Annotated in this window: 28 protein-coding genes; 14 read left to right on the top strand and 14 right to left on the bottom strand. The window is 69.1% G+C overall.

Annotation, left to right across the window (positions count from 1 at the left end):
• Nucleotides 1-26 precede the first annotated feature (26 nt).
• From AC0LPE_RS00785 to AC0LPE_RS00770, 4 genes are all read right to left on the bottom strand, one after another.
• On the bottom strand, nt 27-662 hold the full coding sequence (locus tag AC0LPE_RS00785; RefSeq protein WP_006553412.1) for a TetR/AcrR family transcriptional regulator: 636 nt from the start codon (nt 660-662) through the stop codon (nt 27-29).
• Between the two features lie 114 nt (nt 663-776).
• Nucleotides 777-1439 (bottom strand): histidine phosphatase family protein, encoded by a 663-nt coding sequence (locus AC0LPE_RS00780; protein WP_490605432.1) that lies wholly within the window; start codon nt 1437-1439, stop codon nt 777-779.
• Between the two features lie 2 nt (nt 1440-1441).
• On the bottom strand, nt 1442-2368 hold the full coding sequence (gene pheA / locus AC0LPE_RS00775; RefSeq protein ID WP_016691825.1) for a prephenate dehydratase: 927 nt from the start codon (nt 2366-2368) through the stop codon (nt 1442-1444).
• Between the two features lie 74 nt (nt 2369-2442).
• Entirely contained in the window at nt 2443-3105 is a 663-nt protein-coding gene (locus tag AC0LPE_RS00770; protein WP_160876664.1) for a hypothetical protein, read from the bottom strand.
• Between the two features lie 108 nt (nt 3106-3213).
• Between AC0LPE_RS00770 and AC0LPE_RS00765 the strand changes: the two genes are divergently transcribed.
• The gene (locus AC0LPE_RS00765) at nt 3214-3981 is read left to right on the top strand and encodes a DUF2470 domain-containing protein (RefSeq protein WP_016691823.1); all 768 of its coding nucleotides are present in this window, start codon (nt 3214-3216) and stop codon (nt 3979-3981) included.
• Between the two features lie 32 nt (nt 3982-4013).
• Here AC0LPE_RS00765 and AC0LPE_RS00760 read toward each other — a convergent pair whose 3' ends face one another.
• On the bottom strand, nt 4014-5315 hold the full coding sequence (locus tag AC0LPE_RS00760) for an MFS transporter (protein WP_026061061.1): 1302 nt from the start codon (nt 5313-5315) through the stop codon (nt 4014-4016).
• Between the two features lie 195 nt (nt 5316-5510).
• On the opposite strand from AC0LPE_RS00760, the gene AC0LPE_RS00755 reads away from it, so the two are divergent.
• The 3 genes from AC0LPE_RS00755 to AC0LPE_RS00745 all read left to right on the top strand — a co-directional run bounded on the left by AC0LPE_RS00755 (nt 5511) and on the right by AC0LPE_RS00745 (nt 8417).
• The gene (locus AC0LPE_RS00755; protein ID WP_088896836.1) at nt 5511-6317 is read left to right on the top strand and encodes a CPBP family intramembrane glutamic endopeptidase; all 807 of its coding nucleotides are present in this window, start codon (nt 5511-5513) and stop codon (nt 6315-6317) included.
• A gap of 202 nt (nt 6318-6519) precedes the next feature.
• Nucleotides 6520-7731 carry an LCP family glycopolymer transferase gene (locus AC0LPE_RS00750; RefSeq protein ID WP_253249953.1) on the top strand — a complete coding sequence of 404 codons (1212 nt, stop codon included), beginning with the start codon at nt 6520-6522 and terminating at the stop codon, nt 7729-7731.
• A gap of 140 nt (nt 7732-7871) precedes the next feature.
• Nucleotides 7872-8417, top strand: a complete 546-nt coding sequence (locus tag AC0LPE_RS00745; RefSeq protein ID WP_229568520.1) for a ferritin — start codon at nt 7872-7874, stop codon at nt 8415-8417.
• An 84-nt stretch (nt 8418-8501) separates the two neighbouring features.
• On the opposite strand, the gene AC0LPE_RS00740 is transcribed toward AC0LPE_RS00745, so the two are convergent.
• The 4 genes from AC0LPE_RS00740 to AC0LPE_RS00725 all read right to left on the bottom strand — a co-directional run bounded on the left by AC0LPE_RS00740 (nt 8502) and on the right by AC0LPE_RS00725 (nt 11636).
• The gene (locus tag AC0LPE_RS00740; protein WP_088896838.1) at nt 8502-9419 is read right to left on the bottom strand and encodes a DUF5926 family protein; all 918 of its coding nucleotides are present in this window, start codon (nt 9417-9419) and stop codon (nt 8502-8504) included.
• A gap of 62 nt (nt 9420-9481) precedes the next feature.
• Entirely contained in the window at nt 9482-10255 is a 774-nt protein-coding gene (locus tag AC0LPE_RS00735) for a glycerophosphodiester phosphodiesterase (RefSeq protein WP_088896839.1), read from the bottom strand.
• Complete coding sequence (locus AC0LPE_RS00730) at nt 10252-11310, bottom strand: DUF4328 domain-containing protein (RefSeq protein ID WP_088896840.1); 1059 nt, start codon at nt 11308-11310, stop codon at nt 10252-10254. Before AC0LPE_RS00730 ends, AC0LPE_RS00735 begins: the two co-directional genes overlap by 4 nt.
• Nucleotides 11310-11636, bottom strand: a complete 327-nt coding sequence (locus AC0LPE_RS00725) for a rhodanese-like domain-containing protein (protein WP_490606400.1) — start codon at nt 11634-11636, stop codon at nt 11310-11312. The genes AC0LPE_RS00730 and AC0LPE_RS00725 overlap by 1 nt, the downstream gene beginning before the upstream one ends.
• Before the next feature lie 258 nt (nt 11637-11894).
• On the opposite strand from AC0LPE_RS00725, the gene AC0LPE_RS00720 reads away from it, so the two are divergent.
• Nucleotides 11895-12830 carry a TIGR03560 family F420-dependent LLM class oxidoreductase gene (locus AC0LPE_RS00720; protein ID WP_160876624.1) on the top strand — a complete coding sequence of 312 codons (936 nt, stop codon included), beginning with the start codon at nt 11895-11897 and terminating at the stop codon, nt 12828-12830.
• Between the two features lie 15 nt (nt 12831-12845).
• Here AC0LPE_RS00720 and AC0LPE_RS00715 read toward each other — a convergent pair whose 3' ends face one another.
• From AC0LPE_RS00715 to AC0LPE_RS00705, 3 genes are all read right to left on the bottom strand, one after another.
• On the bottom strand, nt 12846-13436 hold the full coding sequence (locus AC0LPE_RS00715; protein ID WP_229566753.1) for an Rv1733c family protein: 591 nt from the start codon (nt 13434-13436) through the stop codon (nt 12846-12848).
• Between the two features lie 157 nt (nt 13437-13593).
• Nucleotides 13594-14262: a peptide-methionine (S)-S-oxide reductase MsrA gene (msrA, locus tag AC0LPE_RS00710; protein WP_006553397.1), complete on the bottom strand. Its 669-nt coding sequence runs from the start codon at nt 14260-14262 to the stop codon at nt 13594-13596.
• A gap of 9 nt (nt 14263-14271) precedes the next feature.
• On the bottom strand, nt 14272-15366 hold the full coding sequence (locus AC0LPE_RS00705) for an acyltransferase family protein (RefSeq protein ID WP_490606399.1): 1095 nt from the start codon (nt 15364-15366) through the stop codon (nt 14272-14274).
• A gap of 297 nt (nt 15367-15663) precedes the next feature.
• Between AC0LPE_RS00705 and AC0LPE_RS00700 the strand changes: the two genes are divergently transcribed.
• From AC0LPE_RS00700 to AC0LPE_RS00670, 7 genes are all read left to right on the top strand, one after another.
• A complete protein-coding gene (locus AC0LPE_RS00700; RefSeq protein WP_006553395.1) occupies nt 15664-16287 on the top strand; it encodes a superoxide dismutase in 624 nt (207 codons plus the stop codon).
• 231 nt (nt 16288-16518) lie between these two features.
• Nucleotides 16519-16938 (top strand): peptidase, encoded by a 420-nt coding sequence (locus AC0LPE_RS00695; RefSeq protein WP_490605431.1) that lies wholly within the window; start codon nt 16519-16521, stop codon nt 16936-16938.
• A gap of 264 nt (nt 16939-17202) precedes the next feature.
• The gene (locus AC0LPE_RS00690) at nt 17203-17901 is read left to right on the top strand and encodes a TMEM165/GDT1 family protein (RefSeq protein ID WP_160876622.1); all 699 of its coding nucleotides are present in this window, start codon (nt 17203-17205) and stop codon (nt 17899-17901) included.
• Nucleotides 17902-17979: 78 nt separating this feature from the next.
• Entirely contained in the window at nt 17980-18483 is a 504-nt protein-coding gene (locus AC0LPE_RS00685; protein ID WP_202400174.1) for a MarR family winged helix-turn-helix transcriptional regulator, read from the top strand.
• Nucleotides 18480-19727: an MFS transporter gene (locus AC0LPE_RS00680; RefSeq protein WP_016694591.1), complete on the top strand. Its 1248-nt coding sequence runs from the start codon at nt 18480-18482 to the stop codon at nt 19725-19727. The genes AC0LPE_RS00685 and AC0LPE_RS00680 overlap by 4 nt, the downstream gene beginning before the upstream one ends.
• 130 nt (nt 19728-19857) lie before the next feature.
• Nucleotides 19858-20625, top strand: coding sequence for an SDR family NAD(P)-dependent oxidoreductase (locus AC0LPE_RS00675; RefSeq protein ID WP_006553390.1), 768 nt, complete (start codon nt 19858-19860; stop codon nt 20623-20625).
• 86 nt (nt 20626-20711) lie between these two features.
• Entirely contained in the window at nt 20712-21521 is an 810-nt protein-coding gene (locus AC0LPE_RS00670; protein ID WP_423659565.1) for an alpha/beta hydrolase, read from the top strand.
• Here the strand turns inward: AC0LPE_RS00670 and AC0LPE_RS00665 are convergent.
• Nucleotides 21505-22263 carry an IclR family transcriptional regulator gene (locus tag AC0LPE_RS00665; protein WP_160876618.1) on the bottom strand — a complete coding sequence of 253 codons (759 nt, stop codon included), beginning with the start codon at nt 22261-22263 and terminating at the stop codon, nt 21505-21507. The two genes, AC0LPE_RS00670 and AC0LPE_RS00665, sit on opposite strands and share 17 nt — an antisense overlap.
• Nucleotides 22260-23774, bottom strand: coding sequence for an APC family permease (locus AC0LPE_RS00660; RefSeq protein ID WP_490605430.1), 1515 nt, complete (start codon nt 23772-23774; stop codon nt 22260-22262). The genes AC0LPE_RS00665 and AC0LPE_RS00660 overlap by 4 nt, the downstream gene beginning before the upstream one ends.
• Before the next feature lie 354 nt (nt 23775-24128).
• Between AC0LPE_RS00660 and AC0LPE_RS00655 the strand changes: the two genes are divergently transcribed.
• Both AC0LPE_RS00655 and AC0LPE_RS00650 read left to right on the top strand, forming a co-directional pair.
• Nucleotides 24129-24710, top strand: a complete 582-nt coding sequence (locus AC0LPE_RS00655) for a MauE/DoxX family redox-associated membrane protein (RefSeq protein WP_229566746.1) — start codon at nt 24129-24131, stop codon at nt 24708-24710.
• A 21-nt stretch (nt 24711-24731) separates the two neighbouring features.
• Nucleotides 24732-25346, top strand: coding sequence for a redoxin domain-containing protein (locus AC0LPE_RS00650; RefSeq protein ID WP_016694597.1), 615 nt, complete (start codon nt 24732-24734; stop codon nt 25344-25346).
• The last annotated feature ends 95 nt before the right edge of the window (nt 25347-25441 follow it).

The following is a 25441-nucleotide window of genomic DNA, read 5'->3' as shown; positions in this document are numbered from 1 at the left end:
ACTTCGATCGACACCGAATCCGGCCGTCAGACCCCGACGGTCTTGAGAGCGATGCCCACGTACTTCTGCGCGACGGCCTCGGGGCTGAGCGTGCCCTCGGCGTGGTACCAGCGCGGGATCGACTGGCACATGCCGAGCAGGGCACGGGTGGTCTCGGCGGGATCGTCCACGTCGAACACGCCCGCGGCGACGCCCTCCTCGACGATCTGGCGCACCAGCTGCTCGACGCCCTTGCGCACCGCGCGGTAGCGCTGGCGGTTCTCGGGGCTCAGGTAGCGGGCCTCACCCTCGAGCGCGGCGAGGCGGGCCCGCAGGGTCATGCGCAGCACGATCGCCTCGATGACGTTCGACAGCCTGCGCACCGGGTCGCCGTCGGCGTCCTCGGCGGCGGCGTGAGCCCGGGAGAGCACGTCGCTGGTCGAGAGCTCGAGAAGGGCGATGAGCAGCCCTTCCTTGTTCTCGTGGTGGTAGTAGAGCGCCGGGACGGTGACGCCGACGCGGCGCGCGATCTCCCGCACCGAGGTGCCGTGGAAGCCGGTCTCGTAGAACGCGTCGAGGGCGGCGGTGAGGATGGGACTGAGCTGCATCGGCTCGAGGATGCGCCAGTCCGGGATCGCCTCACCGTTGGTGAGGGTGTCGGCCCCGTCGCTCGAAGCACCCATGAAACCGCACCTACCTACCGATCGCTACTTCATACGGACGCCCCGAGGATACCCGTATGTTTTGCGCTCGAAGGATCGGAAGGTGGGCGGTATCACCCCATCGGGTCGTCGGCATCACCCCATCGGGTCGTCGGCACCACCGCGCGCCGTGTCGTGGAAGGGCGCGAGGAAGGTTCCCCAGCGCGCGCACTCCCAGCCACCACCGGCCACCGGCACCAACTCGACCGTCTCGGTGTTGGCCAGGTGGTTGGTGATGGCGAAGCCGGACGGCACCTTCCCGAGATAGGCGGCGACGAGGCGGATGGCGGCACCGTGACTGACGACCACGACGTCGCCCGAACCGGTATCGAGATAGTCGCTGCGCAGCGAGTCGAGGACGGGCAGATACCGGTCGAGCACGTCGAGCGCCGACTCACCGCCCGGGACCCGGGCCCGCAGGTCGCCGTTGTGCCATTCCTCGTAGACCTTCATGAACAACTTGTGCGACTCCTCGTCGCTGCGGTCCTCGAGTTCGCCGACCTGCACTTCGTGCACGCCCTCGCGGACGACCGCCTCGAGCGACACTGCCGGTGCCGCGTGCTCGGCCGTCTGCTGAGCGCGGAGTGCCTGCGATGCGACGAGCAGCGACGGCGTCCGCTCGACGAGGTTCTTCCCGAGCGTGCGGGCCTGTTCGACACCGAGCTCGGTGAGCTCCGCCCCGGGGAGTTTCGTGTCGAGCCTCCGGGCGACGTTCGCCACCGTCTGGCCGTGCCGGGCCAGGATCAATCTGCCGCTCACCGTCAGTCCTCTCCGCGCCGCAGCCGGTCGAGCCACCGCGCATCCTCGTCGTCCGACACGGGTGGGACACCGTGTTCGGACACAGCGGGCCACGATCCGAGGAAGCGCACCTGCGCGAAGCGGTGCAGTCCCTGCAGCGCCTCGGCGACCAGCGCGTCGTCGATGTGACCCACACAGTCCAAGTGGAAGAAGTAGGTGCCGTATTCCCTGCGTGTCGGCCGGGACTCGATGCGCGACAAATCGATTCCGCGCGTGGAGAACTCGGTGATGGCACGCACCAGCGAGCCGGGCTCGTTGGGGAGCTGAAGCACCACCGAGGTGCGGTCGACACCGGTGCGCTTCGGTACCGGCCGCGGCTGCGTGATGAGCACGAAGCGGGTGCGGGCGCCCTCGAAGTCGGCGACCTTGTCGGCGAGGACGGACAGGCCGAGCCGCTCCCCGGCGAGCGCCGTGGACACCGCCGCGTCGACCTTGCCGGACGCGACGTCCTCGGCGGCTCCCGCATTGGAGGCCGCGGTCACGACCTCGGCGTCGGGCAGGTGGTCCTCGATCCAGCGCCGCACCTGCGCCGCCGCCACCGGATAGGCGCCGATTGTGCGGACCCGATCGCGGGTGATCCCTTCGCGGGTGACCACCGTGAACGCGATGTCGAGTTCGACCTCCGACACGATCTGCAGGCGCGGCCCGAGAGCCAGTGCGTCCATGGTGGGCGGCACCGAACCCTCGACGGAGCTCTCGATGGGGACGACGGCACCGTCGACCTTCCCGTCGCGCAGGAGTTGCAGGGCAGCGGGCGGGCTGGCGGCCGAGACGCGCTCGACGTCGGCTGACCCGTCGCCGAGCACGTCGAGCGCACCGAGGCTCTCGAAGCGGTCGAGGGCCATCTCGGTGAACGTTCCCGACGGTCCGAAATAGGCGATACGTGGCACGTGTACGAGGTTACGCATCGGTCGTGACCGGAAGGCGGACTCTGCGTGAACCGCATCCGAGCGGCGGACGCGTGTCAGTCGGTGGTGAGGTCGAGCGCCCCGAGTTCCCGGACGACGGTGTCGGTGTCGTCGACCTCGACGACCAGCAGGATCTCCCGCACCGCCGCAGCGGCCTCAGGCACGAGCCGCCGGAGGCGGGTCACGTCGGGAGTCGCGAGGGCGTCCCGGACGTCGAAACCGCTCAGCGCCGCGACGGTGGCGGCGAGCAGCGCGACGACGTCGTCGGTGCCGGTCGCGCGGGCGGCGTATCCGGTGTCGGCGTGCGCGAGGACGGAGAGGAAGTCGGCGACGGCGTCGGCACCGCGACCTGCGGTCAGGCCGGGGATGTGACCGGCCTCGGTGAGCGCGCGAGCGGCGTCGGCGAGCGCGGCGTCGGGCACGTGCGGATAGACCACCAGGGGTGCCGGCGCGGTGATCGCGAGGACGTCCTCGAGCTCCTCGGCCGCGCAGTCGACCTGGTACCGGACCGGACGCCACCCGGCGGGCGAGGGCAGTTCGGCCGAGGCGTCGAGTTCGACGACGAGCTCGCGGGTCGGCGATCCGGTGACGGCAGCGGCCGGGACGACGGGCGGGGCGAGCATGCGGCCGGTCGCGGCGAGGGCGTCGGTGAGGCTGTCGTGCCGGTGCGTGAGCAGGGCGTCGAGCAGTCCGCGGGGCTCGTCGCGGGACGGCGGCATTCCGAGGGGAAGTGGGATCGGCACCGATCCAGGCTACCGACGGACCACTTGCGACCGCGATCACAATCACTTAGGTTTGCCTCACCTACATCGAGAAGGAGGGTTGGCATGCAGACCACCACATCCGTCATCCCCGCGCCGACCACGGCCGAACGCGTACGCACCGCCCTCATCCGTGCCGACACGACGCAGCTCGCGATCGACGGCTGCGACCCGCTCCCCACCTCGGTCCACCATCTGCTCGACGACGGGCAGGTCGCGGTGGTCGTCGCCGAGGACAGCCTCCCCGTCGCACTCGCCTGGCAGGCCGGCAGCGCAGGCATCCCCGCGATGCTCGAGCTCACCGACCACTCCCCGATCGCCCTGCGCAATCCGGTGCGGTCGCTCATCTGGCTCAGCGGCACCCTGCGTCCCGTGGAGCATCCGCGCCGGCTCGCCGCCGAGATCGCGGAGATCCTCCCGCACCCCGAACTCCTCGACGTCGGACACCGCTCCGAACTGCTGTGCCTGACGCTCGACTCCGTCGTCGCCGCCGACACCACCGGGGCCGAGGCGGTCGACGTCACCGACGTCCTCGACGCCGCACCCGACCCGTTCGCCGCACTCGAGACCGAGTGGCTCCAGCACCTCGAACAGGACCACGCCGACATCGTGCGGCAGATCGCGCGACGCATCCCGCCCGCGCATCGCGGCGGACGGATCCGTCCCCTCGGCCTCGACCGCTACGGGCTGCGCCTGCGCGTCGAGTCCGAAGGCGACGACCACGACGTGCGGATCCCCTTCCACGAACCGGTCGACGATCCCGCCGCTCTGGGTCGCGCACTGCGCCTGCTCGTCGGCTGCCCCTTCCGCAACGGACTGCCGCCGCGCACCTGAGCGGTACGCGGCGGCAGGGATCATCCGAACGATCAGACCTTCTGCAGGTCGATACCCTTCGTCTCCTTCATGATCAACGCGGCGACGCCCGTCGCGACGCACAGCGCCATGATGTAGACCCCGAAGATCCAGCCGATGTCCCAACTGGTCAGCAGCTGGTTCAGGTAGGGCGCGGTGCCGCCGAAGACCGCCACCGAGAAGGAGTACGCGAACCCGATGGCCTGGGTACGCAGGCGGGTCGGGAAGCTCTCCGAGAGGGTGCACGACAGGATCGCACCCGGGATCGACACGATGAGCAGGGCGAGGGTGGTCGACACGAGCAGCGTCCACCCGGCCGACGTGATCATCGACGTCAACGGGATCTGCAGCGCGAACATGAGGACCGCGAACCCACCGAGCATCGGGCGCCGGCCGATCCGGTCGGAGAGCCGACCCCAGAAGGGCAGCGAGACCAGAGCGATGACCTGGGCGATGACGAGCATCCAGTAGGCGGTGTCGGCGTCCATGCCCTTCTGCGTGATCGCGTACGTCGAAACGTACGAGGTCCACGTGTAGTGCGCTGCCGTGACACCCGAGGTCATGCCGATCATCAGCAGGATCGCGCGCACGACCACCTTGCGCGGAATGCGCGGTTCGTCGACCCGGGTCTCCTGCTGGTCGAAGACCTCGCTCTCCTCCATGCTGCGTCGCAGGTAGAGAGCGAACAGTGCCAGGAAGAAGCCGAGGAGGAACGGCACGCGCCATCCCCACTCGCCCACGGCGCTCTCGGAGAGCGTCGAGGTGACCGCTCCGCCGATCGTGTACGCCAGCACGGAACCACCGAAGATCGCGACGAAGGCGACGCTGCCCCACATGCCGCGACGATGCGGCGGCGCGATCTCGCTGACGTACGAGTAGGCGGTCGCCGACTCGCCACCGTGCGCGAAGCCCTGCACCACGCGGGCGAACAGCAGGAGCACCGACGCCCACACGCCGATCGACGAGTAGGTGGGCATGAGCCCGATGACGAGGCTGCCGCCGGCCATCATGAGCATGGTCGTGACGAGCACGAACTTACGGCCGCGCTTGTCGGCGATACGGCCGAACACGATGCCGCCGAGCGGTCGCATCAGGAATCCGACGGCGAAGACCGCGAGCGTGGACAGCAGCGCCGAGACCGGATTGTCGCTGTTGAACATCGCCGCGGCGATGAACGGAGCGAACACCGCGTAGGCGCTCCACTCGTACCACTCGAGGATGTTGCCCACGGAGCTGGCGAGAAGAGACTTCTTCTTCGATGCGAGAGTCACCGAAGTTGTTGCAGCTGGATTCTTCTCAGGTGTTTCGATGTTCATGTCCCTACTTCCGGGTCGCAGACTTCCCCTCGGCCCACAGGCCCCTATCCGCACCCGAGCGATCGATCGGTCGGGCGTGTTGAAGTGTGATGGGTCACAAGGACCGCTGTCAAATTGGACACATCACCGACAACCGGTGGATCGCCTCCCCGCGGCGGAGGACCCGAACGCCCACGGTCCGGCACAATCGCTCCGGTGACGACCCTCCGCGACTGGCTGCGGCCCGCATCCCGCAATCCCGAGCCGCCCCTCGACCCCACCGAGCGTCGCGCGCTGTGGATCGAGATCACCATCGTCCTGCTCGTCACCTTCGGCCTGAGCGGGATCTCGTCGATCCTGTCGCTGGCCGAGGCGGCACTGGCACCGGAACCGCTGTCGGATCAGACCGTCGCCCTGAACACGCCACGCTCGTCGCAGGGGTTCATCGATCTCGCTCGCCAACTCCTCGGCATCGTGCGCCTGCTCGCCTGGGGTGCCCTCGGCCTGTACCTGCTCTGGCGCAGCGGTGTCGGACCGCGACTCGCGGGCCTCGCCCGACCCGGCCTGCGCCGGGACGTGCTGCCCGGGGTGGGACTGGCCGCCCTGATCGGACTCCCCGGACTGGCGCTGTACCTGGTGGCGCGGGCCGCCGGCCTGAACCTGACGGTCGCGCCGAGCCTGCTCGAGGACTACTGGTGGCGACTGCCCACCGAGGTGCTGTGGGCGATCGCCAACTCCGGGGCGGAGGAGATCCTGGTCGTCGCCTATCTCCTCACCCGTCTGCGGCAGCTCGGCTGGTCGGAGAATTCGTCGTTGCTCGCCTCCGCCCTGCTGCGCGGCAGCTACCACCTCTACCAGGGCATCGGCGGCGGGTTCGGCAACGTCGTCATGGGCCTGGTCTTCGGGCGCTACTGGCAACGAAGCGGCCGGTTGTGGCCGCTCGTGATCGCCCACGCGCTCATCGACACCATCGCCTTCGTGGGCTACCAAGCACTGAGGGGCCACGTCTCCTGGCTGCCCTGAACGTAGAGTTGTCCGGGTGAACGGCGACCCTCGCGACCCTCGGAACCGGCCGCGGCCTCCGCAGGGACCTCTCCCGCAGGGCCCTCCTCCCCGGCGGGCTGTACCGCCGAACCCGCAGCGCGGGGTACCGCCACAACGACCCGCCGGACCGCCTCCGTCACAGCGCCGGGGCGCTCCCCCGCCGTCCCCCGAGGGCACCCAGGTGCTGCGGCGCGACGGACGGCCGCAGTCACCGCAGGCGTGGTCGCAGGCGCCCGCGCCGAACTACCGGCCTGCTCCGAGGCAGGACCGGCAGCAACCGCTTCCGCAGCAACGACGCGACTGGGCACCGACGCAGCGACCCGAACGGTTCGCCGAACCCGCCCCGAACCGTCGCCCGCCGCGCGGGAACACACCGCCGCCCGGACCCCCGCGACGTCCCGCAGCACCGCCTTCACGGCCGGCACCGCGACGTCCGCTCGGTGCCCGGCGCATCCTGCGGCGACTCGCGATCGTCCTGGTCGTGCTCGTCGTCGCGATGGGTGCGAGCATGATCTACCTCGACGGCAAGCTCGCGCGCGTCGATGCGCTCGCCGACTACGACGGGCGCGTCGGCGACACCCCCGGCACGAACTGGTTGCTCGTCGGCTCCGACAGCCGGGTGGGACTCACCCCCGAGCAGGAGCAGGAACTCGCGACCGGCGGGGAGGTCGGCGCCGACCGCACCGACACCGTCCTGCTCGTCCACATCCCGCCCGGTGGCGGTGCCACGACGATGGTCTCCCTGCCCCGCGACTCCTACGTGAGCGTCCCGGGCTTCGGCCAGGACAAACTCAACGCGTCGTTCGCACTGGGCGGGCCGCAACTGCTCGTGCAGACGGTCGAGGGCGCCACAGGCGTGCATATCGACCACTACGCCGAGATCGGTTTCGGCGGGTTCGCGTCGATCGTCGACGCGGTCGGCGGGGTCGACATCTGCGTGCCCTATCCGATCGACGACCCGCTCGCCGGACTCAGGCTCGAACCCGGATGTCAGGAGCTCAACGGAGCGCAGGCCCTGGGCTTCGTGCGCACGCGCGCCACTCCGCTCGCCGACCTGGACCGGATGAACAATCAGCGCCTGTTCCTGTCGGCGTTGCTGAGCAAGGCCACGAGCCCCGGCACCTTCCTGAACCCCTTCCGGGCGTGGTCGCTGATGTCGGGTGCGGCCGGGTCGCTGCGGGTCGACGACGGCGACCATCTGTGGAACCTCGCGCGACTCGCGTGGGCGATGCGCGGCGAGACGGTCACCACGACCGTTCCGGTGGGCGGATTCGAGGACGTCTACGGCATCGGTAACGTCCTGCTGTGGGATCGTGAGCGCGCCGTACCGTTCTTCGGGGCCATCTCGGAGGGCGACCCGATCCCGCCGGAACTGCTCGCTCCGGCCCCCTGACGGACGCCGCGAATCGCTGTCGATCTTGGGGAAGGCTGTCCGAATTTTCCGTAGGGTAGCCGATGCTGCCTTGCGGAAGGGTAGCCAACACTTGGATGAAAAACGCGTTGACCTGCACTAACGTCGTGATCATGACGACGATGGGCGATATGACCAAGACCAAGTTCCACACGCTGCTGCACGACCAGATCCGCCACGAGTTCACGGCGTCGCATCAGTACATCGCCATCGCGGTCTTCTACGACAACACCGATCTCCCGCAGCTGGCGAAGCACTTCTACGCGCAGGCCGTCGAGGAGCGCAACCACGCCATGATGATCGTCCAGTACTTCCTGGACCGCGATATGGCCGTCGACCTCACCGGCGTCGACGCGGTGCAGTCGATGTTCGAGGATGCCCGCGAGCCGATCGCGCTGGCCCTCGCCCAGGAGAAGAAGGTCACCGACCAGATCGTCGAGCTCGCCCGCACCGCGCGCGACGAGGGCGACTACCTCGGCGAGCAGTTCATGCAGTGGTTCCTGCAGGAGCAGGTCGAGGAGGTCGCGACGATGACGACCCTGCTGACCGTGGCCGACCGCGCCGGTTCCAACCTCTTCAACCTCGAGGACTTCGTGGCCCGCGAGCTCAACTCGAAGGTGCGCGAGCCGCGCGGCAACGCCCCGCTCGCCGCCGGCGGCGCCATCTGATCGTTCCTCCATCCGGGGACAGCCCACCCGGAACGACGAAGGCCACCTCCTGCAGGAGGTGGCCTTCGTGCTGTCGTGAGCGCGTCAGCGCAGGGTGACCTGGCGGCTGCGCAGGCCGTCGCGCGACCGGCGCTCGGCGGCGGTGAGCGGTTCGTCCACGGCGAGGGCCTCGTCGAGACGCTGCCCGAACTCGATGGTCGGGGCGACCCACTCGTCGGGGTGCTTCTCGCGGTCGAGGTCGAAGACCGGCACCAGCAGACCGTGGGTGCGGAACGAACCGGCGAACCGCGATCCCTCACCGAGGTGCAGGCCGCCCGCCGCGTGCACGCGCGACAACGCCGCCATCAGCGCGTCCTCGTCCTCGGGTCGCACCCAGCGCAGGTGCGCCTTCTCGCCCGGATCGACCCACCACGCGCCGCGCAGACCGTCGCCCTCGAGACGCGCCGACGGCAGCACGGCTTCGTTCGCGTGCTTGACGGTGTGCGCGATCTCGGCGCTCGGTTCGACACCGGCCGGGATCCACCAGTCGAAATCGTTGTGGACGGTGATCGCCGGCACGGCTGCCGGGTCGATCAGCTCCGCCAGCGGCGGGGTGTCGTCGTCGCCGCTCGCGACCTGCAGCGACGAGCCCGGCTCGGCCGTGTGCGCCCAGTGCAGGGCCGCGGCCAGTTCACCCGCCGGGTCCGGCCCGAAGCCGGCGGCGAGCTGCAGGCCGACGTACGCGACCGGCGCACCGTTCTCCTCGCGGACCAGGGCCGCGACCCCGCCGGGGAGGATGGTCGCACCCACGACGCGACGGCCGTCCGCAGCGGCGGGCAGCTCTGCGAGGGCCGACGGCACGAACTCGCGAAGTGCCACGAGATCGCATTCGAAGGCGAGGCCTTCGAAGGGCCGGGACGTCGCGGCGGCCGCCGCTTCCCGCTCGAGTCGGCGCTGCTCGAGCTTCGCGGCGCGATTGCTGCCGGGCTTGGGTCCGCTGTTTCTCTTGCTCTTCTTGGCCACGGCGTCAAACTACACGGCGACCGGTGTCGCGATGTCGCGGTCGCGGGACCGGGTGGGGGTGCTCACCGATCGAAGGCGGAGTCGAGCTGCAGCTTGGTGCGCCCGGGATGGTTGGTGGCGACCCACTCGACGCCCAGCTCGCGGCACAGCTCGACGTCGGCGGGGTCGTCGACGGTCCAGCAGTAGGTGGCCCGCCCCGACAGCGCGGCCCGGTCGACGAGATCGCGGTGCTCGCGCAGCGTCGCGATCGACGGGCCGACGGCCGTCGCGCCGACGGTGGTGGCGGCGCTGCCGCGCAGGTAACGCGAGGTCTCCCCCAGCAGCACGGTGGGCAGCAGCGGTGCGGCCCGGCGGATGCGCCAGACGGCCCCGGCCGCGAACGACATCACCACCACCCGGGAGAAATCGGCGGAGGCCGGGGTCGCGAGACCGAAGCGGGCCAGTTCGGCGAGCAGTTTGCTCTCCACGAGACCGCCGTAGCGGACGGGATGCTTGGTCTCGACGAAGACCTTCACCGGCACGCTCGTGAAGTCCATGACGAGTTCGAGTAGCTGCCGCAGCGTGAGCAGGTCGGCAGGCTCGCCGGGCCGCCCGTAGTCGTACTGCGCGAGCTCGTCGAGGGTCATCTCGCTGACGACCCCGGTGCCGTTCGAGGTGCGGTCGATCGTGCGGTCGTGCACGCACACCAGATGACCGTCGCGGGTGAGCCGCACGTCGCACTCGACGCCGTCGGCGCCTTCCTTCAATGCGAGTTCGTAGGCGCCGATCGTGTGTTCGGGGAGCGCGGCGGACGCACCGCGATGCGCGACGACCCGAGGATGCGCGCTGCGCGTCACGGCGCCACCGCCTCGGCGCGCTCCTCGTCGTCCGCTCGTTCTCCGGCCTGCTCGTCCGGAACGTCGTCCCGGTCCTGGCGAGCCTGTTCCTGTTCGCGCACGGCGGCGGGGACGATGGGCGCGATCGGTGACGAGGCCGGGCCGGTCGCGTGGGTGAACCGGTGACGGCGCAGCGGCCGTCCCCACAGGTCGGTGTCGTCGAACAGGCGCAGGACGTGCAGGGTCGACAGCGCGACGACCGCGCCGAGCGCCGCGAGGACGGCGGTGAGCAGGACACCGTCGGCGCGGGCCTGCAGGGTGTCGCGCTGACGCCACGCGAGCAGCACCACGACGAGCACGCCGTTGACCACCCACAACACCCACCAGGTGCGGATCGCGCGGAGCAGGCGCGGGTCGCGGTCGGCGATCTCGGCGAGGAAGACACCGGGCATCGCGAGGTTGAGGCCCGGAACGACGAGTCCCGCGAGGATGGACAGCGGCGACCGTGACTCGGCGAGACCACGCTCGGCGTAGATGCGCCGGCGCAGGTCGATCAGCCGCAGCCCGGATGCGACCGCCGCGGCCAGCGCCACGACCGGCCCGACCACCTGGGTCGCCCATACCGCGGCATCCGACACCGCGAGCACGAGCGGGTCGACGAGACGGGTGCGGTTGTACAGCAACACTCCGTACCGGACGGCCTCGGCGAGGGCCGCGAGACCGAAGACGACGGCGGTGCCGACGAGCAGCGTCGGCGCGAGGTCGGCGGCGGTCTCGGCGCGATCGGGTTCGACGTCCTCGTCCGGGAGCGGATCGAGCAGTCCCCAGCGGGGCATCTCGCGATAGGACGGGGTCTCGGCCGACGGACGCCCACGCGAAGGCGACGCCGGTTCGGTCGTCGGAGGGCCACCCGCAGGTCGCGCGACCCAGCGGAAGTTGCGGCGCGACGGAGGAACCGACCCGTCGGGGGCGACGGGTGAGAGCAGCACACCGCGGCAGGCCGGGCACCACTGCCGCGGCTGATAGGTCACGGGCCAGCGATTCTCACAGCGCACACAGATCTGATAGGCCGACATCAATAGATCTTTGCCGGTTCGTCGCGCTCGGAGACGAGCGGGAGTCCGTGCTTCTGCCACGCCACCATGCCGCCGGCGACCTGGAAGGTCTCGTACCCGATGCGAGCCAGGTACTCGACCGCTCCGAGGGAGCGGCCGCCCTGCCTGCAGATCACGTAGATCTCGGCGTCGGGGTCGAGTTCCTCGATGCGGGCGGGCACGTCGGCGAGCGGAATGTGCAGCGCGCCGGGGGCGTGTCCGAGTTCCCATTCGTCGTCCTCGCGGACGTCGAGGAGGACGACCTCGTCGCCGAGTTCGGGTACCAGGACGACCGACACGGTGGGCACGTCGGAAAAGCTCACGTCTCAATAGTGGCACGCGGCGTGAACGGATGTGGGTGTGGTCGTACCGATCCTGTTCCACAGGTGGGGCCGGTGGGTCCTCCACAACACTCCCCATCAACCCCATCCGCTGGAGTTATCCACAGTTTCCACAGGTTCATCAACAGGTCTATCCACGCATGGGGAATCACACTCGAGACATCTCACAGTGGACAGGCGCCCGCCGATGCCCCGTGCCGGTTCCGGCGCTGAAATGATCGGGTCATGGAATTACGCATCTTCACCGAACCCCAGCAGGGCGCCACCTACGACGACCTCCTCGCCGTCGCGCAGACCGCGGAACGACTCGGCTACGGCGCGTTCTTCCGCTCCGACCACTACCTGGCCATGAACGCCGAGGGTCTGCCCGGTCCGACGGACGCATGGATCACCCTGGCCGGTCTCGCCCGCGACACCTCGACGATCCGCCTCGGCACGCTCGTCACCTCGGCGACCTTCCGCTACCCCGGCCCGCTCGCGATCTCCGTCGCGCAGGTCGACGCCATGAGCGGCGGACGCGTCGACTTCGGCTTCGGAGCCGGCTGGTTCGAGGAGGAGCACCTCGCCTACGGCATCCCCTTCCCCACACTGAAGGAGCGGTTCGACCGCTTCGAGGAGTCCCTCGCGGTCATCACCGGCCTGTGGGACACCCCCGAGGGCGAGACCTTCTCGTACGAGGGCGAGCACGTGCGGATCGAGAACTCCCCCGCCTTGCCGAAGCCCCACCAGCGTCCCCACCCGCCGATCGTCATGGGCGGCGCCGGCAAGAAGCGCACACCGGCACTGGCGGCGCGCTACGCCGACGAGTTCAACGTGCCGTTCAAGTCGCTGGGCGAGACGAAGGTCCTGTTCGAGCGTGTGCGCTCGGCCTGCCGGGATGCCGGACGTGACCCCGAGGAACTGACCTACTCGAACGCACTCGTGCTGTGCTGCGGTCGGGACGAGGACGAGATCGCGCGTCGCGCGGCACGGATCGGCCGTGAGGTCGACGAGCTGCGGGAGAACGGACTCGCGGGCACGCCGCAGGAGTTGATCGAGAAGATCCGCACCTTCGCCGAGGCCGGGACGCAGCGTATCTACCTGCAGGTCCTCGATCTCGCCGATCTCGAGCACCTCGAACTGGTGGCGAACGAGGTCATGCCCGCCGTCGCGGATCTCTGACGCGCGCCCAGCGGGTCAGTGGCTGCTGGTGGAGCCGAGGAACGCTTCGATGTCCCGGCTCCACTCGCGGCTGCGCCGCACCTCGAGACGCCAGTGCGCGAGGGCGAACAGGCCGCCCGCGGCGGCGGACGAGAACGTCCACAGCGACACCCCGGACAGCACGGCGGTGAACTTCGCGGCGGAGGTGGTCAGCGGGGCCTGCGTGTATTCGCCGGTGGTCGCGTCGACCCAGACCGGCACCTCGCTGCCGGCGGTCGCGAGACTGTCGACCTGGACGAGGGCGTGACGCGTCTCGTCGCCCCAACCCCAGGTCGCGGGCGCCGAGGCGATCTTCACGGTCTCGCCCCATCCGGAGGAGTCGCTCAGGGCGTCGGCGTCGAGGACGGCCGTGACGCTGACGCGTTCGGCGTTCTGCTTCTCGGAGAGTTCGAGCTGGGAGCTCCACATGATGGCGGACACCCACACCGCGACGGGGATCAGGAGCGCCATCACGGCGATCATGAGGGTGAAGCAGCGCGCTTCGAGCCTGTCGGTGCGACGCACGAGCGGATCCCGCCTGCGCAGACTTCGCCGTGTGCGCCGCAGATACCCCGCCCTGGTCGTCATGTCGGCAAGCCGTCCCTTTCCCCCTCTGGAATGATCCCTTTTTCCAGCATGCGTCCGCTTTCGGGGAAGTTCAAGGAACGCCAACGCATCTCACACTCGCACTGCGAGCGGAGATGTGGTGTGCGACACCGTCGGACCCTTCGGGCCGGACGTATTCTCAGGCGCCGAGGCCCACCGGGCAGCTCACGCCGGTGGCGTGGACGGGGCAGTAACCGTTGGGGTTCTTCGCGAGGTACTGCTGGTGGTAGTCCTCGGCGTAGTAGAACTGTGTCAGCGGCGCGATCTCCGTGGTGATCTGCCCGTATCCGGCGTCGGCCAGGCGCTTGCCGAACGCTTCGGCCGTGGCCTCGGCGACCTCGATCTGCGTCTCGTCGTGGGTGTAGATCGCCGAGCGGTACTGGGTCCCGTGGTCGTTGCCCTGCCGCATGCCCTGGGTGGGGTCGTGGTTCTCCCAGAACTGCTGCAGGATGTGCTCGTAGCCGATCACCTTCGGGTCGAAGACGACGAGCACCACCTCGGTGTGCCCGGTCCGGCCGGAGCACACCTCCTCGTAGGTGGGGTTGGGTGTGTAGCCGCCGGAATAGCCGACCGCGGTCGAGTAGACGCCGTCGAGCTGCCAGAACTCCTTCTCGGCGCCCCAGAAGCAGCCCATGCCGACGACTGCGGCCTGCAGACCCTCGGGGAAGGGGGGAACGATGCGGTTGCCGTTGACGTAGTGGGTCTCGGGAACGGGCAGCGGTTCGGCGCGACCGGGGAGCGCGTCCTCGCGCGTCACCATCTGCGACTTCGAACCTGCACGGGCGAGGATCTCGTCGAACCAGGACATGACCCGATGCTACGCGCGGGTCGGAGCGGCAGTCCGTTCGTCGGAAGCGACCTGCTTCGGCGCCAGCCAGCGGCTCTTGATCCAGTGCGCAGCCGGAACCTCGACGCTGCGGTACAGCACCTCGGCGACGAGACCACAGCCGATCAGCAGCAGCACGATCGCCGCGGTCGCGCCGACGAGACCGACGGTGTTCTCGTAGATCCGGTACATCACGAGAGTGTGGGTCAGGTAGATGCAGTAGCTGCGGGTCGCGACCCAGGAGACGACGGTCGAGCGCGCGAAGCGCCCGTCGTACCGCGCGACCAGCACGACCGCCGCGAAGACCACCGACACTGTCCACAGATAGCGGCTGCCCGACCAGTAGACGTTGATGTCCGTGGCCATCACGATCACCGCGATCTGCGCGAACATCGCCGCCAGCAGGGCGCGCAGCGAGATCAGGCCGGCCCAGCCGAAGTACACGATCTGCCCGAGGAACAGGGTCGGCAGCGTCGACGCGATCTTCGACAGGAACGGCACCGTGTACGGCTCGGGCACGTACAGGTTGTAGAGGAGCACCAGCATGCACAGCACGGCGCCGAGCATCGGCACCGCCACCGGCGCCGTCCGTAGCAGCGACCGTCCCGCCACGCACCACAGATAGAACGAGATCTGCGCGGCGAGCGTCCACACCACGCCGAGCACGATCACCTGCGGTTTCAGGAAGAACGCACCGAGGAAGAAGGACAGGAACGCCTCGGAGACCGACACCGTGGTGTGGCCGCTGAAGGTGCCGTTGATGCCGAGCCACACGAGCACGACCGCGGCGAGGATCGCCACCCAGAAGGCCGGCAGGAGCCGCGCGGCCCGGGCGATGAGGAACTTCCGTCGGTCCTGGCGGATCGCGGACCGGGTGACGAGCATGCCCGTGAGCATCATGAACGCCGTCACCCCGACGGACGACAGGTGCTGGTTGAGACCGGCGCCCTTGACGAGCACCTCGTAGGTGAGGTCGATGCCCCACCAGCCCGTCCCGAGGTCGTCGATCAGGTAGAAGGCGATGTGGGAGTAGAGCACGGCCGCGACCGCGACGAACCGGACGACATCGACGCCCGGCAGATCCACACGCGGTGCATCGGCCCCGCGTGTCGGTTCGTTCAGGAAGGGCCGAAACACGCGCCAATGTTAAGGTCCCGTTCACGCAGCCGTTGCCGATGGTCCCGCTATCCGGCTGTTTGCGCTGGTGAGAGCTATTTTCCGGACGCGTGGGCGGTTTCGGGTGCTCTCCGACACAGTCGGGGTCCGATCGTGTCCGCATTACGGCGAATGTTGCGGACGGTGTAGTTATGGACTTGGGTGGAAACCCGAAAAGGTACGGAATAACTGCACGGGCCGAACGGCCCGGTGAAGAAGGGACCCTTCGTGGCTGAATACACACTTCCGGACTTGCCCTACGACTACGCAGCGCTCGAGCCGCACATCTCGGCGAAGATCATGGAGCTGCACCACTCGAAGCACCACGCCACCTACGTCGCCGGTGCGAACACCGCTCTCGAGAAGCTGGCCGAGGCTCGCGAGAACGGCACCATGGCGGCCCAGGCGACCAAGCTCGAGAAGGACCTCGCCTTCCACCTGGGTGGTCACACCAACCACTCCGTCTTCTGGAACAACCTCTCCCCCGAGGGTGGCGACAAGCCCGAGGGTGAGCTCGCTGCCGCGATCGACGACGCCTTCGGCTCGTTCGACAAGTTCCGCGATCACTTCTCCGCGAACGCGAACTCCATCCAGGGCTCCGGCTGGTCGATCCTCGCGTGGGATTCGATCGGACAGCGTCTGATCATCGTCCAGCTGTACGACCAGCAGGGCAACATCCCGATCGGCCTGACCCCGCTGCTCATGCTCGACATGTGGGAGCACGCCTTCTACCTGCAGTACCAGAACGTCAAGGCCGACTACGTCAAGGCCTTCTGGAACATCGTCAACTGGGCGGACGTGCAGGCTCGCTTCGAGCGCGCTCGCACCGCCACCTCGGGCCTGATCGTCTAGTACGGATCGGTCACAGGTCGCGAGACCGACAGCGAGGGCGCCGGGAGACCGGCGCCCTTCGTCGTCTCCGGGGCCTGGTCTTCCCCCTCCGCTACAGAAATCGCCATTCGCCGCAGCAATTGCTGAGGCGGATAGCAAAAGGTGGAGCGGAAGTGCTGGCACTCGACACCTCTTGTGTGCCAACGGAGAAAACGGGCATTCTCCCCTTACCGACCGAGAGGGAGGAGTGGGATGAACGCCGAGGAACACAGCCGCATCGAGCTGTCCGCATTCCAGTCCGACGGGTCGCTTCGAGGTTTCGTCGTCTCGGGCAGATGGCCCGCGACCACCCGTGAATGGGCCCAGGTGCTGGCGATGACGGTGCGGATCGCGTCGCTGCCGGGACTGCTGCCCACCTCGACGGTGTTCGGGGTCAAGGAAGAACTGCCCGACGACCCCGCACCCGGAACCGTGGGTCTCGTGGTCGCCGAAGGTCCGGTGCTCGGCGAGCGTGCCGTGCAGCCCGGGATCCCGCATCTCGGACTCGAGCATCGCGCGGCGTGGGTCGAGGCCGAACCGGACGGCACGGTGACGGCGCTGGTCAGCAAGGTGGGAGTGGATCCGGGCAACGATCCCGACACCGCGATTCTGGCCATGCTGCTCGCGTCGTGAGGGCGCCCTGACAATGAGAGTTCGGTTCTCCGAAAGTTAGCATTGCCTTTACAGAAATCGGTTCGCCGGGCTAACGTTGTCGTCGACGAAGGGGAGTAGCCCCCAATCGCAGGGTCGACATACTGGCGGCGCCCGAGAACTGCAACGCCCGGCCCCGCGGACCGGATCATCCTCCGGTGGGCGAGACCTTCGGCCGCTGGTCGCACCGTGCGTCCGGCGACCGGAGGAAGCCCCGTTTCCTCCATACGGAAGGAGGAAACGCATATGTGGTCCGCTCTCGTCCTGTCCTTCGCAGTCGTCTTCGTCGCCGAACTCGGCGACAAGTCCCAGCTCATGGCGATGACCTTCGCCCTGCGCTATCGCTGGTGGGTCGTCCTGTCGGGGATCCTGTTCGCGACCACCGCGGTCCACCTCGTGTCGGTGGCCGTCGGGCACTATCTGGGTGTCGCGATCCCCGCGACCGCCATCTCCATCGTCGGCGGCATCGCCTTCCTGATCTTCGGCGCGTGGACGCTGCGCGGCGACTCCCTCGACGACGACGAGCAGTCCAAGGCCGGACGCGTCGCGCGCTCCGCCTTCCTCGCCGTGACCTCGGCGTTCTTCCTCGCCGAACTCGGCGACAAGACGATGCTCGCGACCATCACGCTCGCGACCGACAACAACTGGGCCGGGGTGTGGATCGGGTCCACCGTCGGCATGGTCGCCGCCGACGCACTGGCCATCGTCATCGGTGCCGTGCTCGGCCGGCACCTTCCCGACAACGCCATCCGCTACGGCGCCGCCGCCCTGTTCTTCGGCTTCGGGGTGTGGATGCTCGGCGACGGCATGTTCCCGGAGACCGGTGCCGTGGGACCGATCGCCGGCGCGGTGGCCCTGCTGCTGTCCGTCGCCGCGATGGTGGTCGTCCGCCGGCGTGCCCGCCGGGTCACCGAGGACGAGGCTCCGGCGCTCATGCGTCCCTGATCACCGTTCCGAACAGTGTCTTTCCGCTCCGGACAGGAGTATGCTTGCCGATAGGCAAATAAATTCGGAGGTGGTTCCATGTCTGAACTCACGGACAGCGCCCCTCGATCCGAAACTCCTCCGTTCGACGCGGAAGACGTCCATCGTCTGCGTATCGCGATCGGACGGATCTCCCGCCGCATGGGCATGTTCGCCTCGGAGGAAGGGCTGACGCGTTCGCAGTCGACCCTCCTCACGACCGTCGCCCGCCACGAGACGATCGGAGTCCGCGACCTCGCGGAGATCGAAGGGCTCAACCCCACCATGTGTTCGCGCATGGTGGGCAAACTCGAAGACGCCGGGTTGCTCACCCGGTCCCCCGACGCCGACGACAAGCGCGTCGTCCGCGTCCACATCACTGCTGCCGGTGCCGCACTGTCGGCGGAACTGCGCGATCGCCGCACCGCCCTGTTCGCCCGTCACCTCACCGAGCTGAGCGACCGGCACCTCGAAGCTCTGCACGACGCACTGCCCGCCCTCGAGGCACTCTCGCAGCGCGTCGCCGATTCACCGCGTCCCTCCACCGAGGGGGGTCGCCCGTGACAGTGCTCGCCGACATCAGAGGACAGACCTTCGCCGCTCTGCGCGGCCCCAACTTCCGCCTCTACATCAGCGGCCAGGCCGTCTCGCTCATCGGCACGTGGATGCAGACGGTCGCGCAGTCGTGGCTGGTCCTGCAGCTCACCGGCTCCCCGACCGCCATCGGCGTCGTGCTCGCGCTGCAGACCGTGCCGATGTTGTTGCTCGGCCCCTACGGCGGCGTGGTCGCCGACCGCTCCGACAAGCGCCGGCTCATGATCGGATTGCAGACCCTCATGGGTGTGCAGGCCCTGATCCTCGGTTTGCTCGTCGTCACCGACACCGTCGCCCTGTGGCACGTCTACGTCCTGGCGGTCGCGCTCGGCCTCAACCAGTGTTTCGAGAACCCCGCCCGACAGTCGTTCATGCTCGAACTCGTCGGTCCGGAGGATCTGCGCAACGCCGTGAGCCTGCAGTCGGTCCTCGCGTCGTGCTCGCGCATGATCGGCCCGGCGGTCGCCGGTCTGGTCATCGCCGCGGGCGGACTCGGCGTGTGCTTCCTGCTCAACGCCGCGAGCTTCGTCGCCGTCGTCACCTCGCTGCTGCGACTCGACGTCTCCCGGCTCCAGCGCTCCCCCGCCGCCGCCCGCGCCAAGGGACAGCTGCGCGAGGGCTTCGCCTACGTCCGCAGCACGTCCGACCTGGCCGTCCCGCTGCTGATGATGGCGCTCGTCGGGTGTCTGGCCTTCGAGTTCCAGGTGGTCCTGCCGGTCCTGGCCGACCACACCTTCGCTGCCGGTGCCGGAGCCTACGGCTTCCTCACCGCCGCGATGGGCGCCGGATCGGTCGTGGGTGGACTCGCCGTCGCCACGTGGGGTCGCACCGGAACCCGGCCGCTGATCCTCACCTCCCTCGCGTTCGGCATCGCCATGGCGATCGCCGCCGCGGCCCCGAACCTGACCACGCTCATCGTGCTCATGGTGATCGTGGGCGCACTGAGCGTGACGTTCACGTCCACGACCAACAGTTCGCTGCAGCTCGCCTCCGCGCCGACGATGCGCGGACGGGTGATGGCCCTGTGGTCGGTCGCCTTCCTCGGCTCCACGGCCATCGGCGGTCCCATCGCCGGATGGGTCTGCGAGCAGTGGGGTGGCCGGGCCGGACTGCTGCTCGGTGCCGTCGCGTGTCTCGTCGCCGCGGCGATGGGAGTCGTCGCACTGCGCCGCCGGACCGCGACCCCCGCGGAACCCGCGGCCGTGACCGGTTAGGGTTCGTGACGAACGACACTCACACGCCGTAGGGCTCTGTGAGAGAACCCGACGGAGTCGGACTCGGTGCCAACGAGCCCGAACCCGTCGGGTTCACGCAGCCCTCGGCTCGGGACAGGAGATACGAACAGTGGAGATTCAGGGATCCGCCGCACTGGTGACCGGTGCCGCATCCGGTCTCGGCGCCGCAACCGCACGCCGCCTCGCCGACGCCGGAGCCACCGTCTTCGGCCTCGACCTGCAGCAGTCCATCGACCGCGTCGGCGATGCCGCACCCGCGGGTGTCACGCTCCTCGCCACCGATGTGACCAGCGGCGACGAGGTGCAGGCCGCCGTCGACCGCATCGTCGAGTCCGGTGTTCCGCTGCGCATCGTCGTCAACTGCGCCGGTGTCGGCTGGGCCGGCCGCATCCTGTCGAAGAACGGCCCGCACGACCTCGAGCTGTTCCGCACGGTCATCACCGTCAACCTGCTCGGCACCTTCAACGTCATGCGCCTCGCGGCCGACGCGATCTCCAAGACCGAGACGGTCGACGAGTCGGGTCAGCGCGGCGTCGTCATCAACACCGCCTCGGTGGCGGCGTTCGAAGGCCAGATCGGCCAGATCGCGTACTCCGCGTCGAAGGGTGGCGTGCACGGCATGACCGTCCCCGCCGCACGCGACCTCGCGCAGTTCGGCATCCGCGTCAACACCATCGCCCCCGGCATCGTCGACACCCCGATGCTCGCCGGTGTCACCGAGGAGTACCGCAAGGGCCTCGAGGCCGGTGTGCCGTTCCCGTCGCGGCTCGCCCAGCCCGCCGAGTACGCGCAGCTCGCGCAGATGATCGTCGAGCACGACTACCTCAACGGCGAGACCATCCGCATGGACGGCGCGCTGCGCATGGCGCCGCGGTAACCCTTCCTCCGGTAATCCCGCCTCTTCCGTGCGCGTTTCCGGCAGTTCCGGCTGCCGGGAACGCGCACGTGCGTTAGACCGGACCCATGCGGATCGTTCTCGCCGTGGTGCTCGTCGTCGCGCTCGTCGGCGTCGCCGGCTGGGCGTTGCAACGACGCCTGATCTATTTGCCCGACAGCTCCACTCCCCCGTCCGCTGCGACCGTCCTGCCCGGCGCCGAGGACGTCGTGCTCACCACCGACGACGGTCTCGAGCTCGACGCCTGGTTCGTGCCCGGTCGCGCCCCCGACGGTCCCGGAGCCGGCTTCACGGTTCTCCTCGCTCCCGGTAACGGCGGCAACCGCCTCGGCCGCGTCGACACCGCCGCCGACCTCGCCGCGGCGGGTTTCTCGACGCTCCTGTTCGACTACCGCGGGTACGGCGGTAATCCCGGCACCCCCACCGAGGAGGGTCTCGCCGCCGACGCCCGCGCGGCCCTCGGGCATCTCCGTGCACGCGACGACGTCGACCCCGCCCGGTTGCTGTACTTCGGGGAGAGCCTCGGCTGCGCCGTGGTCACCGCGCTCGCCGTCGACGAACCACCCGCCGGGATGCTGCTGCGCTCGCCGTTCACCGACCTCGCCGCCGTGGCCCGGCACCACTATCCGTTCGTCCCCGCCGCAGTGCTGAAGGACGAGTTCCCCGTCGCCGAACTCGTCGGCCGCATCGGCGTGCCGATCACGGTCGTCTACGGCACCGCCGACAGCATCGTCCCGCCCGCCCAGAGCACGGCGGTCGCCGATGCCGCCCGGCAGTTGCACGAGCGGGTCGAGCTCGACGGTCTCGAACACAACGATCCGCCGATGTTCGGCGCGCCCGTGGTGGACGCCCTGATCCGGCTCAGAGCAGGCCTGTGAGCCTCGCGGAGCCGTCGACGAGGAATCTCACCAGATCGGGATCCGGCTGCACCTTCGCGGCCGATCCGTGCAGGTACAGGCCGCCGACGACGAAGGACGACGAGTCGCGGATCGGGACGGCCAGCGCCGCCCGGCCCAGCCGCGTCTCCTGGCATTCCCGCGCGTAACCGAACGAGACGATCTCGCGCAGCTCCCGCGCCAGCGACTCGCGGTCGCACATCGTGAACTCGGTGAGCCGGCGCAACTCGGCGTCCGGGGCCGCCCCCGGCACGTGTGCCAGCATCAGCTTGCCGATGGCATTGGCGTGCAACGACTTCGACAGCGTGGTGATGGCGACGATCTCGTGGTCCGGATCCTGGTCGACGAACCGGAGCCGGCTCCCGGCGAAGGACGCGACGTGCAGCCCGAAACGCGTGCACCCCCGCAGATCCTCCATCACATCGTGGAGCGATTCGGACGGAGTGGATTCCGCTGCGGCCTGGGCGAGTTCGGCGGTACGACGACCGAGCGCGAAACCCGACAGGTCGGGGACGCGCACGAGATAGCCGTCTGCGACGAGCAGGTTCAGCATCCGGTAGGCGGTGGCGGGAGGCACTCCGGCGAACGCCGCGATCTCCTTGGCGGTGGTGCCGGGACCGAGCTGTGCGACGGCCTCGAGCATCCCCAGCGCCTTCTGCACGGCATGGGGTTGTCGTCCTCCGAAAGGTGTCTCGGAGGACCGGATCGGCACGTGCGCGGTCACATCCGCTCCTCCTGTGTGCCCCCCGTGACGATCTGCGGCCGACCGTGCTCGTCGAGGACCAGTGTCCCCGCCCCCGGCAGCAGATCGGTGGTCTCGACGGTGTCGAAGGCTCCGACCGTCGCGAGACTCTGCGGGCGGAGCCGGCGCAGCACCGCGTGCCAGACCGGTCCCGACACCAGGAGCGCGACGAGCGCCACCGGCACGACGAGCAGCGAGTGCGTGACCCCGTCGACGGCCGTTCCCACCAGCAGACCGCCGCCGAGCAACGCGACGAACACCGCCGCGACCCGCGTCCAGGTGGTGTCCTCACCGATGCGGTGCAGGAACCGCAGCGACGCCACCGCGACCAGCGTGTACGCCGCGACCAGCGCGACCTCGACGACCCCGTCGAAGACGGACGAATCCGCGTCCGCCGCCAGGGTGTACAGGACGGCACCCACGACACTCACTGCGACGAACGCCGCCACCGCGAGATAGGGGGTGCGCAGGGTGCCGTGCACGCGGGCGAGGGCGGACGGCAGTACCCGTTCGACACCCATCGAGTACAGGAGCCTCGAGCCTGCCTGGGCGCAGCCGAGCGTCGACGCGAACCACGAGCACGCCATGCCCGTCTTCACGGCGAGCACGACCGCCCACGACGCGCCGGAGTCGACACCGTCGAAATACGCTCCGATGATGAGCGATCCGCGTCCGGTCAGCGAGGCGACGGCCGCGAAGACGAACAGCGCCCCGACGACGAGAGGGGTGATCAGCACCGTCCGGCTCACGGTGACGAGCGGCCGACGGGCCTCGGGTCCGAAGAACGCCGCGCTCTCGAAACCGGCCATGGACAGGACGGTCATCAGCGCCAGGAAGGGCAGCAGACTCAGCGGTGAGACCGGCAGTTCGCTCGTCGTCGAGCCACCCGTCGGCGCGACCAGCATCGTCGCGACGATCAGTACCAGCGAACACGTTTCGACGAGCAGGATCGCGCGGGTCGCGAACCGCACCCCGCGAATCGCGATCAGGGCGACGACCCCGCCGAGCACCGCCGTCGTCACCAGCCACGGTCCCGTCCCCGGAAGATGCAGTCCGGCAAGCTCGCCGATGTCCAGTACGGTGCGTGCTCCCTGGGCGAGCACGGAGATCGAGATGCCGAGATATCCGACGATGAGTGCCGTGCCCGTCACGAGGGCCGCGCGCGTGCCGAGTCCCTGGAAGACGAAGCTGTAGAGCGATCCCGCTGCGGCCAGGCGTCGAGTGAACTGTGTGATGCACCATGCGACCAGCACGACGACGCCGGTCGTCGCGGCGATGGTGAGCACGCCGCCGAGTCCCGGAGCGCTCACGGTCATCCACAGGGCGATGAACACCATGCCGGTGGCGGGGGCGATCGTCGACAGCGACTGTCCGATCAGATCGAGCTGGGACAACTGCCGGCGGCCGAGCGCGTGCAGGGGTGAGCGCACGTGAGCCCCGGTGGGTTCCGCGTCCTGCGCGCGGTCGATCGCCGCCCGGAGTGCTGACGTCACGACCGTGGTCCTTTCACTGATTTCGTCCGGACGCTAACCCCGTTCTGTTACAGCTGCATTACCTGCGCGAACACGACGTGCCGTCCAAGTGGGAATCCGCTCGCGGCGGCGCTGCGAGGTACATCACGCCGCCGCCTTCCCCATGGAGTCGCGCGAACGCAAAAGCCCACGTCGCCGAGGCTCGGTCCCACGGATTTCCGCGGCTCGCGTTCTCGTTCGAGGTGTCCCCGTTCGTTTCTCCGGCGTCGCATGCCCGACTCGAGACCACAGCACGATGTGTCCATCCCCACCTGCGAGGGATCCGCCGGGACCTCGAGAAGGTCCCGCAGCGAAACGGAAGGAGTGGTCGCACACATGCTGTGGGTGCTGATCGCATCGATCGTCGGAGGCACGCTGTTGCTCGCCGGCATCCCCAAGACCCGGGACCGCCAGGGTCTGCTGCGCACGGTCCGCGGGTACAAGCTGCTGCCCGCGCCGCTCGAGGACGCGGTGTCGTTCGCGCTGCCGTGGGCCGAGATCGTCCTCGGTGCCGCGCTCGTCACGGGCATCGCCGGACGGTGGGCGGCCGCAGGCGCCGCGCTGCTGTTCCTGTGCTTCTTCGGCGGCCTGACGATCAACCTCCTCCGAGGCCGTCGTGACCTCGACTGCGGCTGTTTCGCATTCGGTTCCCACGATGTCCCGCGGATCGGGTGGTTCCATGCGGTTCGGGCCGGCGCGTTCGTGCTCGTCTCCGCAGCCCTGGCCCTCGTTCCCGCCGGCGCACCGTCGCTCGCCGAGCACCTCCTCGCGGTCGCGCTCGCCGCGCTGGTGCTGGTCGTGGTCGTCACCGCGGCACAGTTGCGGTCGATCGTGCATCCGGGTCGGCGCCCGGTCGACGACCACCTGACGAAGGCCTCGATCGAACTCCGTGCCGCCTCGACCCTCTCGCGGTACTGACAAATCCGAACGGAGAAATCTGTGAACACCTTCCTGCTGATCGCGGTCATCGTGCTGGCCGTCGCCGTCGCGGCGCTGTTCCTCATGCTGCTCGCCCTCGCCCGCGAGATCGGGCGCGTGCAGGTGCGTCTCGGCCCCCTCGGCGCCCGGATGATGGACACCGGCCCGAAGATCGCCCAGGTCGGTCCGAGCTTCCGCGGCCTGAAGGACCACCTCGGCCGCGAGATCGGTGTCGGCGGCCACCGCGACAGGGCGCAGCTGCTGCTGTTCACCGCGCCGTCGTGCTCGACCTGCAAGAGCCTGCTGCCCGGCGTCAAGGCGATGGCGAAGGCGGAGAAGGACCTCGACGTCGTCATCATCTCGGACGGCACGCCCGAGGAGCACCAGAACTTCCTCGCCGGTTCGGGTATCGGAGCCGAGCTCAGCTACGTCGACGCCCGCGATGTGGGCATCGCCTACCAGGTGGGCACCACTCCGTACGGCGTGATCCTCGACGAGCACGGCAAGATCCAGGCCAAGGGCCTGTGCAACCACATGGCGCAGGTCGAATCCCTCCTCAACGCACTCGAATCCGGTACGCCGTCGCTGCAGCACCTGCACGAGGCAGCCAAGACTCGCGCCGCAGCCGGTCTGTGATCTGCGAGCGCCGACCGCGCCGTCGGTACGGGCGGAATCTCATCCCCTTCTCGAGATCGGAGTACGTCGTTGGACCTCAGACCCTCATCCGGTGA

Source organism: Rhodococcus sp. S3 (assembly GCF_058211795.1).
The sequence above is the reverse complement of the archived record's forward strand: the minus strand, read 5'-3'. Positions and strand labels throughout refer to the sequence as shown.

Excerpts from the sequence above, each read along its gene's own strand:
- AC0LPE_RS00670 (WP_423659565.1), top strand. The coding sequence starts at position 20,712 with ATGCGGATCGTTCTCGCCGTGGTGCTCGTCGTCGCGCTCGTCGGCGTC.
- AC0LPE_RS00730 (WP_088896840.1), bottom strand. The coding sequence starts at position 11,310 with ATGTCGGCCTATCAGATCTGTGTGCGCTGTGAGAATCGCTGGCCCGTG.
- AC0LPE_RS00760 (WP_026061061.1), bottom strand. The coding sequence starts at position 5,315 with ATGAACATCGAAACACCTGAGAAGAATCCAGCTGCAACAACTTCGGTG.
- AC0LPE_RS00765 (WP_016691823.1), top strand. The coding sequence starts at position 3,214 with ATGCAGACCACCACATCCGTCATCCCCGCGCCGACCACGGCCGAACGC.
- AC0LPE_RS00785 (WP_006553412.1), bottom strand. The coding sequence starts at position 662 with ATGGGTGCTTCGAGCGACGGGGCCGACACCCTCACCAACGGTGAGGCG.
- AC0LPE_RS00715 (WP_229566753.1), bottom strand. The coding sequence starts at position 13,436 with ATGACGACCAGGGCGGGGTATCTGCGGCGCACACGGCGAAGTCTGCGC.
- AC0LPE_RS00745 (WP_229568520.1), top strand. The coding sequence starts at position 7,872 with ATGGGCGATATGACCAAGACCAAGTTCCACACGCTGCTGCACGACCAG.
- msrA (WP_006553397.1), bottom strand. The coding sequence starts at position 14,262 with ATGTCCTGGTTCGACGAGATCCTCGCCCGTGCAGGTTCGAAGTCGCAG.
- AC0LPE_RS00690 (WP_160876622.1), top strand. The coding sequence starts at position 17,203 with ATGTGGTCCGCTCTCGTCCTGTCCTTCGCAGTCGTCTTCGTCGCCGAA.
- AC0LPE_RS00695 (WP_490605431.1), top strand. The coding sequence starts at position 16,519 with ATGAACGCCGAGGAACACAGCCGCATCGAGCTGTCCGCATTCCAGTCC.
- AC0LPE_RS00720 (WP_160876624.1), top strand. The coding sequence starts at position 11,895 with ATGGAATTACGCATCTTCACCGAACCCCAGCAGGGCGCCACCTACGAC.
- AC0LPE_RS00685 (WP_202400174.1), top strand. The coding sequence starts at position 17,980 with ATGTCTGAACTCACGGACAGCGCCCCTCGATCCGAAACTCCTCCGTTC.
- AC0LPE_RS00655 (WP_229566746.1), top strand. The coding sequence starts at position 24,129 with ATGCTGTGGGTGCTGATCGCATCGATCGTCGGAGGCACGCTGTTGCTC.
- AC0LPE_RS00770 (WP_160876664.1), bottom strand. The coding sequence starts at position 3,105 with ATGCCGCCGTCCCGCGACGAGCCCCGCGGACTGCTCGACGCCCTGCTC.